This is a genomic window from Nocardia africana NBRC 100379 (genome assembly GCF_001612635.1).
GTDB classification, from domain to species: domain Bacteria; phylum Actinomycetota; class Actinomycetes; order Mycobacteriales; family Mycobacteriaceae; genus Nocardia; species Nocardia africana.
On sequence record NZ_BDAV01000010.1, the window covers coordinates 21,656 to 35,672 of the forward strand.

The 14,017-nt window shown below is 68.5% G+C and carries 15 protein-coding genes; 9 read left to right on the forward strand and 6 right to left on the reverse strand.

Annotated features, from left to right (window positions below; all coding sequences use genetic code 11):
• Positions 1-98 precede the first annotated feature (98 nt).
• Positions 99-1,106 (reverse strand): 4-hydroxy-3-methylbut-2-enyl diphosphate reductase, encoded by a 1,008-nt coding sequence (locus tag NA3_RS17225; protein ID WP_062964677.1) that lies wholly within the window; start codon positions 1,104-1,106, stop codon positions 99-101.
• Between the two features lie 139 nt (positions 1,107-1,245).
• Between NA3_RS17225 and NA3_RS17230 the strand changes: the two genes are divergently transcribed.
• From NA3_RS17230 to NA3_RS17245, 4 genes are all read left to right on the forward strand, one after another.
• A complete protein-coding gene (locus tag NA3_RS17230; protein ID WP_062964678.1) occupies positions 1,246-2,028 on the forward strand; it encodes a lipid droplet-associated protein in 783 nt (260 codons plus the stop codon).
• 116 nt (positions 2,029-2,144) lie between these two features.
• Positions 2,145-3,392 carry an exodeoxyribonuclease VII large subunit gene (gene xseA, locus NA3_RS17235; RefSeq protein WP_218021849.1) on the forward strand — a complete coding sequence of 416 codons (1,248 nt, stop codon included), beginning with the start codon at positions 2,145-2,147 and terminating at the stop codon, positions 3,390-3,392.
• On the forward strand, positions 3,389-3,616 hold the full coding sequence (locus NA3_RS17240) for an exodeoxyribonuclease VII small subunit (protein ID WP_062964679.1): 228 nt from the start codon (positions 3,389-3,391) through the stop codon (positions 3,614-3,616). Before xseA ends, NA3_RS17240 begins: the two co-directional genes overlap by 4 nt.
• A 19-nt stretch (positions 3,617-3,635) precedes the next feature.
• Positions 3,636-3,980, forward strand: a complete 345-nt coding sequence (locus NA3_RS17245) for a VOC family protein (RefSeq protein ID WP_062964680.1) — start codon at positions 3,636-3,638, stop codon at positions 3,978-3,980.
• 13 nt (positions 3,981-3,993) lie between these two features.
• Here NA3_RS17245 and NA3_RS17250 read toward each other — a convergent pair whose 3' ends face one another.
• Positions 3,994-4,557 carry a DUF4245 domain-containing protein gene (locus tag NA3_RS17250; RefSeq protein WP_062964681.1) on the reverse strand — a complete coding sequence of 188 codons (564 nt, stop codon included), beginning with the start codon at positions 4,555-4,557 and terminating at the stop codon, positions 3,994-3,996.
• A gap of 184 nt (positions 4,558-4,741) precedes the next feature.
• Between NA3_RS17250 and glpX the strand changes: the two genes are divergently transcribed.
• Positions 4,742-5,788, forward strand: a complete 1,047-nt coding sequence (gene glpX, locus NA3_RS17255) for a class II fructose-bisphosphatase (protein ID WP_062964951.1) — start codon at positions 4,742-4,744, stop codon at positions 5,786-5,788.
• Between the two features lie 295 nt (positions 5,789-6,083).
• Positions 6,084-7,490, forward strand: a complete 1,407-nt coding sequence (locus NA3_RS17260) for a class II fumarate hydratase (RefSeq protein ID WP_062964682.1) — start codon at positions 6,084-6,086, stop codon at positions 7,488-7,490.
• A gap of 67 nt (positions 7,491-7,557) precedes the next feature.
• Here the strand turns inward: NA3_RS17260 and NA3_RS17265 are convergent, their stop codons facing one another.
• Entirely contained in the window at positions 7,558-8,742 is a 1,185-nt protein-coding gene (locus NA3_RS17265; protein ID WP_062964683.1) for an FAD-dependent monooxygenase, read from the reverse strand.
• Between the two features lie 96 nt (positions 8,743-8,838).
• Between NA3_RS17265 and NA3_RS17270 the strand changes: the two genes are divergently transcribed.
• Together NA3_RS17270 and NA3_RS17275 are read left to right on the forward strand one after the other, a co-directional pair.
• A complete protein-coding gene (locus NA3_RS17270) occupies positions 8,839-9,552 on the forward strand; it encodes a TetR/AcrR family transcriptional regulator (protein WP_062964684.1) in 714 nt (237 codons plus the stop codon).
• An 80-nt stretch (positions 9,553-9,632) separates the two neighbouring features.
• Complete coding sequence (locus NA3_RS17275) at positions 9,633-10,076, forward strand: limonene-1,2-epoxide hydrolase family protein (protein WP_062964685.1); 444 nt, start codon at positions 9,633-9,635, stop codon at positions 10,074-10,076.
• 97 nt (positions 10,077-10,173) lie between these two features.
• On the opposite strand, the gene NA3_RS17280 is transcribed toward NA3_RS17275, so the two are convergent.
• The 3 genes from NA3_RS17280 to phoH2 form a co-directional block, all read right to left on the reverse strand.
• Complete coding sequence (locus tag NA3_RS17280; protein ID WP_062964686.1) at positions 10,174-11,031, reverse strand: acyl-ACP desaturase; 858 nt, start codon at positions 11,029-11,031, stop codon at positions 10,174-10,176.
• 119 nt (positions 11,032-11,150) lie between these two features.
• Positions 11,151-11,753, reverse strand: a complete 603-nt coding sequence (locus NA3_RS17285; RefSeq protein ID WP_063917576.1) for an LGFP repeat-containing protein — start codon at positions 11,751-11,753, stop codon at positions 11,151-11,153.
• Between the two features lie 256 nt (positions 11,754-12,009).
• Positions 12,010-13,389, reverse strand: coding sequence for an RNA 5'-3' helicase PhoH2 (phoH2, locus tag NA3_RS17290; protein WP_084491638.1), 1,380 nt, complete (start codon positions 13,387-13,389; stop codon positions 12,010-12,012).
• A gap of 302 nt (positions 13,390-13,691) precedes the next feature.
• Between phoH2 and NA3_RS17295 the strand changes: the two genes are divergently transcribed.
• Complete coding sequence (locus tag NA3_RS17295; RefSeq protein ID WP_062964689.1) at positions 13,692-13,964, forward strand: hypothetical protein; 273 nt, start codon at positions 13,692-13,694, stop codon at positions 13,962-13,964.
• The last annotated feature ends 53 nt before the right edge of the window (positions 13,965-14,017 follow it).

The following is a 14,017-nucleotide window of genomic DNA, read 5'->3' on the forward strand; positions in this document are numbered from 1 at the left end:
TCATCCCCGAAATCCCCACGCCCACTCATCGTCTCGCGTCGGCGAGCCGTTACCGTTGTCCCCCAAGCGTTCCCGCTACCGCGCGGAAACGCGGACTCTCAGCGGCGGCCGGTGGTGCGCAGTTCGCGCGGGAGGGCGAAGACCAGGGTCTCGTTCGCGGTGGTGACGGGCTGGACCTCGCCGTAGCCGTGTTCGGCGAGAAGGTCGAGTACGCCGCGCACCAGGATCTCGGGGACCGAGGCACCGGAGGTGACGCCGACGGTGGTCACGCCCTCGAACCAGGCCGGGTCGACCTCCCGGGCGAAGTCGACCAGGTAGGACGCGCGGGCGCCCGCGTTCAGGGCGACCTCCACCAGCCGCTTGGAGTTGGAGGAGTTACGGGAACCCACGACGATCACCAGATCGCATTCGGGCGCCATCGCCTTCACCGCGACCTGACGGTTCTGGGTGGCGTAGCAGATGTCGTCGCTGGGCGGGTCCTGCAGATTCGGGAAGCGCTTCCGCAGCCGCTGCACCGTCTCCATGGTCTCGTCCACCGAGAGCGTGGTCTGCGACAGCCAGATCACCTTGTTCTCGTCGCGCACCTCGACGCCGTCGACCGCGTCGGGGCCGTCGACCAGCTGAACGTGGTCGGGCGCCTCACCGGCGGTGCCCTCGACCTCCTCGTGGCCCTCGTGGCCGATGAGCAGGATGTCGAAGTCGTCGCGGGCGAAGCGCTTGGCCTCCTGGTGCACCTTCGTCACCAGCGGGCAGGTGGCGTCGATGGTGTGCAGATTGCGGGCGGCCGCGGACTCGTGCACCGCCGGCGACACGCCGTGCGCCGAGAAAACCACCACCGAGCCCTCGGGCACCTCGTCGGTCTCGTCGACGAAGACCACGCCGCGCTCGCGCAGGGTCTCCACCACGTGGCGGTTGTGCACGATCTCCTTGCGCACGTAGATCGGCGCACCGTGCTTCTCGAGGGTGCGCTCCACGGTTTCCACCGCCCGGTCCACACCCGCGCAGTAGCCGCGTGGTTCGGCGAGCAGCACCCGCTTGCCCGCGCCGGCGCCGGCCGCATCGGCCGACCGGGCGATTCCGACATTCAGGGGGATAGCCGAGGACATGTCCACAGCTTACGTGCGCCGGCCGACGGGGACAGTCCCGCCCGCGGACAGCGGGTGCGTCGGTGTGACGGGACGCGCGACAATGGAACACGTGAACTCTGTTCTTTGCATCATCGGCCGTTTCGGGCAGGCTAGGGACATGTTCCGACCTCCCTACCTGGCCCGGGTCGCCGCTGGGGCCGCCGTCTACGCCCTCGAGGAAACTCGCCGGTTACCCTCTGTGGCAATCCATCTGCCGATCACCGCGATCAGCCAGTTGCTGCAGACCTCGATGCATCTGCAGCAGTTCGTGACCAGTCTCGCACTCAAGGGTGACGAGGTCTTCGACCGGCTGGCCAATCGCCCGGTGGAGCAGCCGGAATGGGCCACCTTCGATGAGGATCTCGACGACGAGCAACCGTTCGGCAGCGGCGATTTCGGGGCGCGGAGCGACAGCGATTTCGCCGCGCGGCTCAGCCGCTTCGATCTGTTCGCCGAATCCGACCCGGCCGCGGGCGTCCCGGAACCGACGACGTCGATCACCCCCTCGACGACAAACGGGTATGCCGCATCTCACACTGCGGAATCGGACACTACGGAAGCGACCACCGCCGAAACGGACACGGCGGAGACCACCGCCGCCGATGCCGTCGAACCGGGGACGAACTCCACCGAAACGACCGGCGAGGACACGGACAACCCCGGTACGAGCAATCCCGGTACCGCGGCGCCCGCGCCGGCGGAACCGCGCGGGGTGGTCGAGCCCGAGGTGGTCGGCCGGTACGACTACCCGAACATGACGCTGGCTCAGCTGCGGGCCCGGCTGCGCATGCTCAGCGTCGAGGAGCTGGCCGAACTGCTGGCCTACGAGCAGCAGACCCTCGACCGGGCGCCGTTCGTGACCATGCTGACGAATCGGATCGCCACCGTGCAGGCCAAGTGACCGACTCACACGCCGACGCGCCGGCCGCCGGGGCCCGAGCCTCCGGGGAACCGGCGCGTTCTGCTGCCCGCCCCGCCAACTCGGCCGAACAGCCGTGGCCGGTGCGCACCATCGCGATGAAGGTCGCGCAGTGGATCGACCGGCTCGGCAGCGTCTGGGTGGAGGGACAGATCACGCAGATCAATCTGCGTCCCGGCACCCGCACCGCATTCCTGGTGCTGCGCGATACCGCCGCCGACATGTCGCTGTCGATCACCTGCGATCCGCAACTGCTGCGCGCCTCGGCCGTCCCGCTGCAGGAGGGCAGCCGGGTGGTGGTCTACGGCAAACTGTCCTACTTCACCGGCCGGGGCACGATCTCCTTGCGCGTGACCGAGATTCGCCCCGTCGGCATCGGCGAACTGCTGGCTCGCATCGAGCGGCTGAAGGCGCTGCTGGCGGCCGAGGGTTTGTTCGATCCGCGGCTGAAGCGGCCGATGCCGTTCCTGCCCAGGGTGATCGGCCTGATCACCGGTCGCGCCAGTGCCGCCGAACACGATGTGGTGACCGTGGCCCAGCAGCGCTGGCCCGCCGTGCGTTTCGAGATCCGCAACACCGCCGTACAGGGCCCCACCGCGGTGCCGCAGATACTCGACGCGCTGGCCGAGCTGAACGATCACCCGGAGGTCGAAGTGATCGTCTTGGCGCGCGGCGGTGGCAGTGTCGAGGATCTGCTGCCGTTCTCCGACGAAACCCTGTGCCGTGCCATCGTTTCCGCGACCACCCCGATCGTCAGTGCGATCGGGCACGAGCCGGACAATCCGCTCTCCGACTACGTCGCCGATCTGCGCGCGGCCACCCCGACCGATGCGGCCAAACGCCTGGTCCCCGACGCCGCGGCCGAACTCGCGGGCGTCCGGGACCTGCGCGCCCGCTCGGCCGCTGCCTTGCGCGGCTGGGTCGATCGCGAGGCGCGCGCGCTGCAGCAGCTGCGGTCGCGCCCGGTGCTGGCCGATCCGCTGCGGATCCTCGACCAGCGCCACGACGAGGTCGAGCGGCTGCGCACCGCGGCCCACCGCGCGGTCGAGCACTGCCTCACCACCCAGGCCACCACCACGCGGCATCTGCGCGACAAGCTCACCGCGGTGGGACCGGCCGCCACAATGGCGCGCGGTTACGCTGTCGTCCAACGGGTTACCGGTGCCGAACGCCATGTCGTGCGAACCGTCGCCGACTCCCCGCCGGGCACGCAGTTGCGGATCCGGGTCGCCGACGGCGCGATCAGCGCCGCGGCCCTGGGCAGTCAGGCCCTCGCCAATCCCCTACCGGCCCAGCGGGTTACGGACCGGCCGGCACCGACATCCGATCAGGAGGAGTCGTCATGACCGAGAGCGAAGTCGACGAAATCGCGACCTTCGGCTACGAACGCGCCCGCGACGAGCTGGTCAACGTCGTGAAGATGCTCGAACAGGGCGGAATGGACCTCGACGATTCGCTGGCGTTGTGGGAACGCGGCGAGGCGCTGGCCAACCGCTGCGAGGAGCATCTCGCCGGAGCCCGCCGCCGGGTGGAGGACGCCCTGTCGCGGCGCGGCACGGACCAGGACTGAGCACGGACCAGGACTGAGCATGAACATCCGTCGTGTCGTCCCGGATCTGCGGGTCGCCGATATGGAGCGGGCCCGCGCCTTCTACCGGGCGCTGGGGCTCGACGAGGTGATGGATCTCGGCTGGGCGGTCGGGCTGGCCTCACCGACCAATCCGACCGCGCAGATCCTGCTGATCGGCGCGAATGCCGTTGAGCCGCAGCCGGATATCAGCGTCGAGGTCGCCGACGTGGACGCCGCGCACGAGACGATGGTCGCCGCCGGAGCCGAAGTGGTCTACGCGCTGCGAGACGAGCCGTGGGGAGTGCGCCGCTTCTTCGTCCGTGATCCGGACGGCACGGTGGTCAACGTCGTGAGCCACCGCTGAACCGCGGCGGCACTCAGGGCTGCAGCGGGGCCGCCGCGTCGACGGCCTGCGCGAGCGTCAGATAGGCCGCCTCGTTCGCGGCGCCCTTGAGCAGCACCCGGCTCTGTCCGAAGTCGGAGATCCAGGCCGCCTCGCTGCCCTGCACGTGATACACGGTCCACTTCTGATTGCCCACCATCCGGGACCCCGAGGGGCTGCGGGTGTCGGCGACGTGGGCGGCCAGCGCGGTCTCGCTCGCATTGCTCTGGCTCAGCTGCAGGTAGGTGCCGTTGGAGGTGATGAAGCCGACCGTGCTGACGGTGCCGCCGCCGGCCCCGGTGACGGTGTCGCGGCTGCCGGAATTGGCCTTCCAGTCCGCCGGGACCGCGGGGTCGCGAATCGGGAAGGGCAGCGCCTTGGCGTCGTCGTGCAATGCCGACTGGACGTCGAAGTTGGGCACCTGACCGGGCGTGGGCCCGTGCGCGGAGAAGCTGCACTGACTGGCCACCGCGGCCAGCACCACGCAGATCAGTACCAGCGGGATCAGCGACCAGATCAGATCCCGGTAGTCGTTGAGGATGCGTGGTTTCTGCGACACGCCCCAAGTATCCACGCGCCGCCGAAGCCGCCGAGCCTCGCCCTCCGGCCACGAGGCCGACATCACAGCCGCCCTCACCGGGGCGGACGCTCCTCCCCCGAAGTGGAACAGCAGTACCTGAATGGCGGATCCGACCGTTCTGCGACAATTCAACCAGCAATACACAACTCGAGGAGGCACCGTCATGACGGCACCCACACCCGCAACCAGTCGCCGCCGCGAGGCCCCGGACCGCAACCTCGCATTGGAGTTGGTCCGGGTGACCGAGGCCGGTGCGATGGCCGCGGGCCGCTGGGTCGGTCGCGGTGACAAGGAGGGCGGCGACGGCGCGGCCGTCGACGCCATGCGGCAACTGGTGGCCACCGTCTCCATGCGGGGCACCGTGGTGATCGGCGAGGGCGAGAAGGACGAGGCCCCGATGCTCTACAACGGCGAGGCCGTGGGCGACGGGACCGGCCCCGAGGTCGACTTCGCGGTCGACCCGATCGACGGCACCACGCTGATGTCCAAGGGTTCGCCGGGCGCCATCTCGGTGCTGGCCGTTGCCGAACGCGGCGCCATGTTCGATCCGTCGGCGGTGTTCTACATGGAGAAGATCGCGGTCGGCCCGGAAGCGGCCGACGTCATCGATCTCTCCGCCCCGATCGCGGAGAACCTGCGCCGGGTGGCCAAGGCCAAGAATTCGGCGGTCTCCGACCTCACCGTCTGTGTGCTGGACCGGCCCCGCCACGCCCGCCACATCCAGGAGGTTCGCGACGCGGGTGCGCGCATCCGCCTGATCTCCGACGGCGACGTCGCCGGCGCCATCGCCTGCGCCCGTCCCGAATCGGGCACCGACATGCTGGTCGGCATCGGCGGCACCCCCGAGGGCATCATCGCCGCGGCCGCACTGCGCTGTATGGGCGGTGCGCTGCAGGGCAAGCTCGCCCCCACCGACGACGCCGAGAAGCAGAAGGCGCTCGACGCCGGCCACGACCTCGACCGCATCCTGACCACCGAGGACCTGGTCTCGGGCGAGAACGTCTTCTTCTCCGCCACCGGCGTCACCGACGGCGACCTGCTGCGCGGTGTGCGCTACTACAGCGGCGGCGCCTCCACCCAGTCGATCGTGATGCGCTCCAAGTCCGGCACCGTACGCATCATCGACGCCTACCACCGCCTCACCAAGCTGCACGAGTACGCCTCGGTCGACTTCGTCGGCGACGAGGACGCGATCCCGCCGCTGCCGTAATTTCTGCCTCCGCTTCGCTCCGGCGGGGTTTCGGCCCGCCTCGATTTTTCACTCCTCCGGTCAGTCGCTGCGCTCCCTCCCTCCGTCGCTCCACAATCGAGGCGGGCCGAAACCCGTTGACAAGTAACGACCTCGATGAGGCGCTCCGGGGAGGGAGCGCCGGGCAGCACACCGTTTTGCCCGAATGCCACTGATACAGCACGGACGGACGGCCGCCGGTATTCCGCCGATTCCTGTGCGAAAAGCCTCAGGCGTGGCAGCCCACTCCCTCCGCCAACCGGCTTAGTGTCGAGTTATGACCGACGACCAGACGCAGTACCGCATCGAACACGACACCATGGGCGAGGTCCGCGTTCCGGTGAACGCGCTGTGGCGGGCGCAGACGCAGCGGGCGGTGGAGAACTTCCCGATCAGCGGCCGCGGCCTCGAACGCGCTCAGATCCGCGCCCTCGGCCTGCTCAAGGCCGCGTGTGCGGCGGTGAACCGGGATCTGGGGCTGCTCGACGGCGTGAAGGCCGAGGCGATCATCGCCGCCGCGAACGAGATCGCCGAGGGTCGCCACGACGACCAGTTCCCCATCGACGTCTTCCAGACCGGCTCCGGCACCAGCTCGAATATGAACGCCAACGAGGTGATCGCGAGCCTGGCCGCCGCCCGCGGCGTCACCGTGCACCCGAACGACGACGTGAACATGTCCCAGTCGTCCAACGACACCTTTCCCACCGCGACGCATCTGGCCGCCACCGAGGGCGTGGTGAAGGAACTGCTGCCGGCGCTGGATCATCTGCGACTGCGGCTGCTGGACAAGGCCACCGAATGGCGGACGGTCGTGAAGTCCGGCCGCACCCACCTGATGGATGCCGTCCCGGTGACGCTCGGCCAGGAGTTCAGCGGCTACACCCGCCAGGTCGAAGCCGGTACCGAACGCCTGGTCGCCGCGCTGCCGCGTCTCGGTGAGCTGCCCATCGGCGGCACCGCCGTCGGCACCGGACTCAACGCGCCCGCCGGCTTCGGCGCGAAAGTCGTTGCGGAACTGCGCAAGACGACCGGACTGGACGAACTGTCCGAGGCCCGCAACCACTTCGAGGCCCAGGCCGCCCGCGACGGTCTGGTCGAGATCTCCGGTTCGCTGCGGACCATCGCCATCAGTCTCACCAAGATCGCCAACGACATTCGCTGGATGGGATCCGGACCGCTCACCGGGCTCGCGGAGATCCAGCTGCCGGATCTGCAGCCGGGCTCCTCGATCATGCCCGGCAAGGTGAATCCCGTTCTGCCGGAGGCCGTGACGCAGGTCGCCGCCCAGGTGATCGGCAACGATGCCGCGGTGGCGTGGGGCGGCGGCAACGGCGCCTTCGAACTGAACGTCTACATCCCGATGATGGCCCGCAACGTGCTGGAGTCGATTCGGTTGCTGGGCAATGTGTCTCGTCTCTTCGCCGACAAGTGCGTCGCCGGCCTCACCGCCGATACCGAACGGCTGCGCCGGCTCGCGGAGTCCTCGCCGTCCATCGTCACCCCGCTGAACTCGGCCATCGGCTACGAGGAAGCGGCCGCCGTGGCGAAACAGGCGCTGCGCGAGAACAAGACGATCCGGGAGACGGTCGTCGACCGCGGTTTGATCGGCGAGAAGCTGTCGGAGGAGGAGCTCGATCGCCGGCTGGACGTGCTCTCGATGGCGAAGGTCGAGGAACAGGACTGATCGCACGGTCTCCGGATCCGGCCGCCGCGACGCGCTCGCGCCGAGAGGTCGGATCCGGACTTGCGGCTCAGGCCGCCACCAACGCCGGATAGTCGCGCAGTTCGATGTCGTTGGCGGCATTGTCGCTGTATTTCAGCATCAGGTCGAACATCCGCGAGCCGAGGAACCAGTTGCGCATCCGGATACCGCGGGCGGTGCGCGGCGCGAGGAAGCGGCCGGCGTTGCTGTTGCCCGCGATCTTGGCGTAACGCTTCATCAGTTCGTCGTAGCGGGCGAAGGCTGCCGTGTGGTCGCCGTCGGCCAGCGCCAGCTCCCCCGCCAGCACGTAGGCGCCGACCACGGCCAGCCCGGTTCCGAAGCCGCCCAAGGTATTTCCGTAGGCGGAGTCACCGACCAGCGCGACCCTGCCCTTGGTGTAGCCCTTCTTCATTCCCACCTGGCCCAGCGAATCCAGGTAGAAGGAGTCGAGTCCGGAGAGCTCGGCCATCATGGCGGGAACCGGCCCACGGGCGCCGGCGAAGGCCTCGGCCAGCACGCGACGCTGTGCCGCCTCGTCGTGCCGGTCGTAGGCGAGCGGTTCGGCGGCGAACATGTACATGTGCGCGGCCTTGTTGCCGCCGCGGACCGCGAGCCGTCCGGGTTCGTTGTAGGCGAGGGATCGGTTGCGCTGCCGCGGCCCGTTCGGGTCGTGTCCCCATCCGGCCGCACCCGCCGTGCAGTAGTAGTAGCCCAGGTGTTTGACGTAGTCGGCCTCGGGGCCGAAGGCCAGCGCGCGCACCCGGGAGTGGATACCGTCGCAACCGACCACCAGATCGAAGGTCCGTGCCGGAGCATTCTCGAACTCCACCTCGACGCCGGCAGCGGTCTCCCGCAGCGCGGTGACGGAGTCGCCGAACACGTATTCACAGCTGCGCGCGGTGCGCTCGTAGAAGATCTCGGCCAGGTCGCCGCGCAGGATCTCCACATCGCCGCCGGTGAAATCGCCTGACATGACGGCCAATTCGCGACCCTCGGCGTCGGTGAGGACCATATCGGTCTTGCCCGTCTGCCGACGGTGGATCTCCTCCCACACGCCCATCCGCTCGAGCACGGTGCGGTGGGTCGCGCCCTTGAAGTCGACGGCCTGACCACCGGCCCGCAATTCGGGCGCCCGCTCGACCACGGTGACGGCGAAGCCGTAGCGCTGCAGCCAGTAGGCCAGCGCCGGGCCGGCGATGCTCGCGCCGGAGATGAGAACTGTCGTGTTCCGCATGATGACCCCTCGATCAGTAACTGTGTCTGTCGGACGCTAATTAGCGTATGTTGGACGCAGTTTCCCGTCAAGCCGGAATTCGGAGAGGATGGCGTCATGACCGGACCGACTGCCCATGAACTGCTGTGGGGTACTTCGCAGCGCCCCCGGCGCGGCCCCAAGCCGTCGCTGTCGCTGGAACGCATCGTGACCGAGGCCGTGGCGCTGGCCGATGCCGAGGGGATGGCCGCGGTATCGATGCAGCGGCTGGCCGAGCGACTGGGCTGCGCCAAGATGGCGCTCTACCGCTACGTGCCGGGAAAAGCCGAGCTCACCGCCCTGATGCTGGACTACGGGATGGGGCAGCCGCCGCAGGTCACGGTCGCCGAATCGGATCCCGAACCGTGGCGTGAGGCACTACGGCAGTGGGCAGGCACGATGTACGAGCGCTACCGGGCGCATCCGTGGACCATCGAACTCACCGCCGGCGCGCGACCGCTCGGCCCGAACGAACTCGGCTGGATGGAAGCAGCGCTCGCCCCGCTGGCCGGCACCGGATTACGCGGTTCCGAACGCCTCGACACCGTGGTATTGCTGAACGGCCATGTCCGCAGCCTCGTCCAACAGACCGCCTCGACCGGCCCCGAGCAGGCCGAAAGCGAGATGGCCAAGCAGGTCGGCGAGGTCCTTGCGGCCCACGCCGACCGCTATCCCGAGGTGGTGGCCGCCTTCGCCGACACGTCCGCGGACGGTCGCAACGCGGCGCTGAACTACGGCATCGAACGCATCCTCGACGGTGTGGCCGCGCTGATCGCCCGGCGACGCGGCTGAACCGCGCCGAACGCCCGGCGACGAGCCGAAACGACCGCGATCATCCCCCGTCCGCGCCTCCGCGCGCCTACAGTCGGACTATGGCCGAATTACCGGAGCTACAACAGAACGCCGTGACCACGGTGCGCGAGTTCTTCGCCGCGATGGAAATGAGCGCGGTGAACGAGGCGCTGGATCTGCTGGATCCCGACATCGTCTGGAAGAACACGTCGCTGCCCGACATCCGGGGCATCCATCGAGTCGGCGCGGTCCTGCGCGGGCTCAGTCGCGATGCGTTCGGTTTCCGCGCCGATATGCACCACATCGCGGCGGAAACCGACGGCGCGCCCGCGGTCGAGGGCGAGACGGTTCTGACCGAACGCACCGACTACCTGCGCATGGGCCCGCTGGAAATCGGTTTCTGGGTCTGCGGCACATTCGAACTCGTCGACGGCCGCATCACCCTGTGGCACGACCACTTCAGCTGGGAGAACTTCCTGCGCGGCACCGCGGCGGGGATCTGGAACCTGATCCGCCGCCGCTGAGCACGCGCAGCGGGGCAGCACCCGGCGCGGATCACCGTGGACCGGCCGGTGCTCCCGGTCGTGGTGCGCACACCGGCACACCACGACCGTCGCGACATCAGCCGCGCAGGTGGGCGATCTCCGCCCGTGCCGCCTCGCCGCCGGTGCCGAAGTCGGTGCGCGAGAAGATGTTCCAGCGCTCCAGCAGGGGCGCGAAAACCAGCTTCCCGGCGCGCTCGGGTTCGTAGATGCCGGCGTCGGCCAGCACGTCGGTACTGTTGCGGCCGTCGGGCAGGGTGAGTTCGGGAACCCGGAAGTCGGCGATCCGATCGGCGATCGCCCGCATGGTTTGATCCGGCACCAGCTCCAGGGCCGCGGCGACCAGATTGCCGAAGAACGCCGACTGCAACTCGTCGTCGAGCGCGATCCGGTCCGCGATGGCGGTCGCCATCGAATTCTCCTGCAACGCGGCGATATTGCGATGCCGCACCGCCGAGGCGGACTCCTCGAAGGCACACAGCGCCAGCACATCGAGCAGATGCAGCGGCGGCCGGCGGAAGCCGGTGGTCATGTGCTCCATCCGCGCGCGCTCGAGTTCGACCGGATCCACCGCCCGCGTCACCATCAGATAGTTGCGGATGAGGATCTCGTGGCGGTTCTCCTCGGCCGTCCACCGGCCGACCCAGCGCCACCACGGCCCGGTGCGCAAGTACTTGCCGAGCTCGCGATGGTACGACGGCAAATTGTCGGCGATCAGCACGCTCACGGTGAGCGCAACCGTGGCAACCTCACCCAGGGTGGCCTGTTGCGGATCCCAGTCGACACCACCGAGGAAGCCGAAATTGCGTCCGTCACTGAAGGGCACGTACTCGTGTGGCTGCCAGATCTGCGCCAGCTCGGTGTGGCGCCGGAGATTGTCTTCCACCGCGTGCGCGAGCGATTCCAGCAGCTCGCGATCGGTCAACTGAGTTTGCACCCCGACAAGGTACCGGCTGTTCGGGCCGAGCGGGTGAATTACGCGCTGACCCCGTGGGATACACAGCGGCGCGGCAGCGAGACCGTGAGGATGTCTCGCTGCCGCGCCACGCGCGTCGTCTACTTGGTGGTTACCGTGGTCTGGCGGTCGGCGGAGTTCCAGGTGATCGTGCCGCCGGTGAAGTCGCTCTCCTTACCGGTCGGATTGTCCTTCTCGTCGCTGGTCGGATAGCCGAGCTTGCCGTTCACGCCGCCGTTGTCCTCCCAGGCCGTGCGGATGTCGCCCCACACCACGTGGGCGTCGGTCTGCTCGCTCCAGCAGATCGCACCGCCGGTGAACTCCTGACAGGAACCACCGTTGGGGCCCTGGACCGAGGCGCCGGTGGGCTCGCCGAGGGGGCTCTGCACACCGCCCATGCCGGTGTACTTGGTGAGGATGTGACCGGAGACCGCGATCTCCTGGCCGTTCTGGGTCGCGATCTTGGTTTCCGTGGCCGCGGCACCCGGAGCCGTGGTGCCCGAAGCCATGGTGCCCGGAGTCGTCGTGCCCGGAGTGGTGGTGCCCGTAGCCATCGCGCCGGTGGTTTCGGTCATGCCGGCATGGGTGGTGGTCCCCGAGCTGCTGTTGCCGCTGTTGTCGTTGCTGCAGGCGGCGGTGAACAGCAGCGCCGTCCCGGCGAAGGCCATAACGACAGCGGCGGAACGTCGAGCGAAGTGGTGCATGTTCATCCTCTCGGAAGGTGAAGGCAGGCGGTGCCGCGCGGGCGATACCACCGACCCACAGGCCAGCGCTCGGCAATGGTCCGGCGAACCTGTCTGAAACACCGACAACCACGTCGAGCAGGGTTCTTGCGGAAATATACCCGGGACCGTGTGAGCTGAACCATATTCCGAATGTTTGCTGGGACACACCTTTTGCCGCCGAGGCGGTAGCGGACCATGTCCGCTACCGCCTCGGATTTCGCTCGACCGGCCGCCGTCAGGCGTTGGGCCCGTATTCCTCCAGCATCTCGGTGACCAGCGCGGCGATCGGCGAGCGCTCGCTGCGAGTCAGCGTGACGTGGGCGAAAAGCGGGTGGCCCTTGAGCTTTTCGATCACCGCCGCGACACCGTCGTGGCGGCCCACCCGCAGGTTGTCGCGCTGGGCGACGTCGTGAGTGAGCACGACCCGCGAGCCGCTGCCCAGCCGGCTGAGCACCGTGAGCAGCACATTGCGTTCCAGCGACTGCGCCTCGTCCACGATCACGAACGAATCGTGCAGCGACCGGCCCCGAATGTGGGTGAGCGGCAGAACCTCCAGCATGCCGCGCGAGAGCACCTCCTCCATCACCTCCGGGCTCGCCAGTCCGTCGAGGGTGTCGAAGACCGCCTGGGCCCACGGGCCCATCTTCTCGCTCTCGCTGCCCGGCAGATAGCCCAGCTCCTGGCCGCCCACCGCGTACAGCGGACGGAAGACCACCACCTTGCGCTGAGAACGCCGCTCCAGCACCGCTTCCAGGCCCGCGGTGAGCGCCAGGGCCGATTTGCCGGTGCCGGCCTTACCGCCCAGCGAGACGATGCCCACACTCTCGTCCAGCAGCAGATCGAGCGCGATGCGCTGTTCGGCCGAGCGGCCGTGCAGCCCGAAGGCCTCCCGGTCGCCACGCACCAGCTGCACCCGCTTGTCCGCGGTCACCCGCGCCAGGGCGCTGCCGTTGGTGCCGAGCAGCCGAATCCCGGTGTGGCAGGGCAGGTCCCGGGCCTCGTCGAGATCGATGACCGAATCGGCGTAGAGCCGGTCGACGCACTCCGCGCCGACCTCGAGCTCGGTCATCCCGGTCCAGCCGGAGATCACCACGTCCTGGGCGTGGTATTCCTCGGCGGGCAGGCCCACCGCGCCCGCCTTCACCCGCAGCGGAATGTCCTTGGACACCAGCACTACTCGCTGCCCTTCGGCGGCGAGATTGAGCGCACAGGCGAGGATGCGGGAATCGTTGGTGTCGGTGCGGAACCCGACCGGAAGCACCTCCGGGTCGGTGTGATTCAACTCCACCTGCAGCGTGCCGCCCTCGATGCCGATCGGGACCCGCAGGTCCAACCGGCCGAATTCCAAACGCAGATCGTCGAGATTGCGCAGGGCTTCGCGAGCGAACCAGCCGAGTTCGTGATGGTGCCGTTTGGCCTCCAGTTCGCTGATGACCACCAGCGGTAACACCACGTGATGTTCACCGAAACGCGTCATGGCCCAGGGGTCGGACAACAACACGGAGGTGTCGATCACGAAGGATTTGCGGGGCGAGGTGCCGGCTCCCTTTCCGGAGCCTCCGCTCTTGCCGGAGCGGGCTTTCGAGGGAGCGATGACGGAGCGTGCATCAGTCACGGTGGGCTCCTTTGTTGTCCGTGCCATACCCGCACGGACGTTCTCGCTGGGCCGGTCCGCCCTGGGGTCAAACGACCCGAGGGCCGGGTACCGGCCCCCTCGTACTGAGTTGCTCAGCCACGATCAGGACCTCCCGGACGAGCCACACCGACGCGGCTCGCACTTCGACGGTACTGCGATTTCGCGATTCCGGCTCCCGAGATGACAGGCGTGTCGATGAATAGGTAGTGAACGCCGACCGGTAGCTATCGGACAGCTACGGAGTTGCCCGGCCACCCGGCCGAACCCGCTAGAGTCGCTACATGAGCGATGTGGCAGAGCTGGAGAAGCTGTCGTCGAAGGAACTGCACGACCGCGCGGTCAAGCACGCCGTCCGGCACGGCGACGTCAAGTTCCTGTGGCGGCTGCTGGAGCAGATTCCGGCGGCGGAGGCCGCGACCGGGAACATCGGCGAGAGCGAGGCGGACATCAAGTACGTGCTGCCGATGCTCGACGACTATGTGCACGCCGGTGAGGGCGAGATCGCCGAGGCTCTGCGGCCCTTGTACATCGAATACCTGAGCACTCGCGACTGAGCGCCACGGGGCCGACCGGCGCCCGCCGCGACGGCTCGCCGTGCGCCGCCGGG

Coding starts and splice junctions, on each gene's coding strand:
- NA3_RS17225 (WP_062964677.1), bottom strand. CDS start 1,106: ATGTCCTCGGCTATCCCCCTGAATGTCGGAATCGCCCGGTCGGCCGAT.
- NA3_RS17230 (WP_062964678.1), top strand. CDS start 1,246: ATGTTCCGACCTCCCTACCTGGCCCGGGTCGCCGCTGGGGCCGCCGTC.
- xseA (WP_218021849.1), top strand. CDS start 2,145: ATGAAGGTCGCGCAGTGGATCGACCGGCTCGGCAGCGTCTGGGTGGAG.
- NA3_RS17240 (WP_062964679.1), top strand. CDS start 3,389: ATGACCGAGAGCGAAGTCGACGAAATCGCGACCTTCGGCTACGAACGC.
- NA3_RS17245 (WP_062964680.1), top strand. CDS start 3,636: ATGAACATCCGTCGTGTCGTCCCGGATCTGCGGGTCGCCGATATGGAG.
- glpX (WP_062964951.1), top strand. CDS start 4,742: ATGACGGCACCCACACCCGCAACCAGTCGCCGCCGCGAGGCCCCGGAC.
- NA3_RS17260 (WP_062964682.1), top strand. CDS start 6,084: ATGACCGACGACCAGACGCAGTACCGCATCGAACACGACACCATGGGC.
- NA3_RS17265 (WP_062964683.1), bottom strand. CDS start 8,742: ATGCGGAACACGACAGTTCTCATCTCCGGCGCGAGCATCGCCGGCCCG.
- NA3_RS17270 (WP_062964684.1), top strand. CDS start 8,839: ATGACCGGACCGACTGCCCATGAACTGCTGTGGGGTACTTCGCAGCGC.
- NA3_RS17275 (WP_062964685.1), top strand. CDS start 9,633: ATGGCCGAATTACCGGAGCTACAACAGAACGCCGTGACCACGGTGCGC.
- NA3_RS17285 (WP_063917576.1), bottom strand. CDS start 11,753: ATGCACCACTTCGCTCGACGTTCCGCCGCTGTCGTTATGGCCTTCGCC.
- NA3_RS17295 (WP_062964689.1), top strand. CDS start 13,692: ATGAGCGATGTGGCAGAGCTGGAGAAGCTGTCGTCGAAGGAACTGCAC.